The organism is Enterococcus sp. C76 (genome assembly GCF_040886985.1).
GTDB lineage: Bacteria > Bacillota > Bacilli > Lactobacillales > Enterococcaceae > Enterococcus_B > Enterococcus_B lactis.
Genome location: NZ_JBFOEY010000025.1, coordinates 1 through 1,795 on the forward strand (window position 1 = coordinate 1; position 1,795 = coordinate 1,795).

Genomic DNA, 1,795 nt, shown 5'->3' on the forward strand with positions numbered 1-1,795 from the left:
CGTTAATTTAGTAATAATGGGTTCTTCCAAATTTACTCTTTGACGCCCGATTTCTTGATAATTTTGATCAAACAGTACAACCTGGACATCATCTGAAGCTTTCAAATCTTTGCCTACGTAGTACTTGATTTGCCCATTGGCTAAATCTTTCGAAGCAATTAAAGCTTTCTTTTCACCATTTACTTCTATACGAAGGAATTTAGCATTCATATCATTGTATGTCCCAATTATGGTATCAGTTGCACCTATTATATATTTATCTAATGTAATTTCTAACGATTTAGAAGGGATTTGTTGATCATATAATTGTTGCGCTTTATTGATCCACTCTAATAAATCCGCTTTACTTTGACATTTCCTTAAATTACAAGCCCATTGGTTGTAATTATCATCCAACTTTTCAATTTCTTCTCTCGCCTTTGTAATTGTTTCTTGCGTGATATCTGCAGCTAATTTTCCACTTGCTGGTTGTTTATTTTCAAATAATGCAAAAGTTAAATCTAAAGCTTTATCAACTAAAATAAGCTCTGTTTGAGGGCGAAAAGTAAATGCAAGACAACAATTTGCTGTCTTAGAAACAAAGCCATTGTTGGAATAATTAAAACTTGGGTAATACCCCTTATAAAAGGTTTCACAAGGCCAAGTAATTGTTTGAGTAGCTTTATCATAAATTCCCCCATCTAGAGAATCTTTACAGCTTTCAATGGCTCCCGAAAAATCAATTACTTGCCCATCTATTCCAATATATTCAGGAAGTTTACAAGAAAAAGTATTATTTGCGTGTAATGTTAACGGGGGTCTAACAAAGCCTCCCACCAAACTGTAAAGGGAACTAAGTGGAAGATTTTTAAGCGGACTAAAATCCGTCACAGGTAATCCATGTGCTGCTAATTTAGTCAATTTAGTTAATCCTTTCAATGGGGTTAAATCTGTCACTTGATTTGGATTACTATCATCTTCTAAATGATAACTTGGATTAGCAGATCCTAACCATAACTCTTTTAAATTTTTACAATACTGCAAACCTTCAATAGATTTAAGCCCTAAATTAACTAAATCTAATTTTTCAATAGTTGCTAATTGATCAGCTGTAATTTCATGATTTTCCTCTTGTCCCAACACGTTATTCAATGCTTTTTTCAGATTAACATCTGGAATAGTTACCACTTGTTGATTTTGTTGAACAGTTGGTGCCTGACAATCTTCTTCTGCAAAAATGGAATTTGTCGGCGTAATTGTTCCTAAAATCGAAACAGAAATTAATAAAGTACCTAATGTTTTTTTGAATTTCATTTACATATACTCCTAATTACATATTTGGGCATGTTTAACATCCCCAAATAAAAATACAATCTTATCCGTAGAACTTTTCCTACATTATTTTTATTATCAAAAAAAATATAAAGATTTCAAAAACCTTGTTAAACTTTATCATCTATCAACCACTTGAATCTATATATTTTGATTTTCAAGTTCTTAATAATTTTGATTACATCAATTTATTTAAACTCTTTCACATTTTGCCGCTTAGACTAATAACCAATCAATAAATCTTTCAATGTCTTCTCATTTTCTAATACTATACCGTGCCAGTATTTATTAAGCGATTACAATTATGATATTAAAACAACCTTTTATGATCCTTTTATAAAATTTCCTAAAAAATAAGTATAATGAACTTGTATTTTTACATTTCATTTCATTTTATTCCGTTTCAGGAAAGCTTGCATTTTTTAGAAGCTTTCCTCTTTTTATTTTTTGTTTTCTAATCTATGAGGCTCACTTTTAGCAATTA

General features: G+C 30.5%; 1 protein-coding gene. It reads right to left on the reverse strand.

Annotated elements, in window-relative coordinates:
* Positions 1-1,293, reverse strand: a 1,293-nt coding sequence (locus AB3I00_RS14475; RefSeq protein ID WP_368025594.1) for an immunoglobulin-like domain-containing protein, incomplete at its 3' end; no start/stop codon positions are given.
* Positions 1,294-1,795 lie beyond the last annotated feature (502 nt).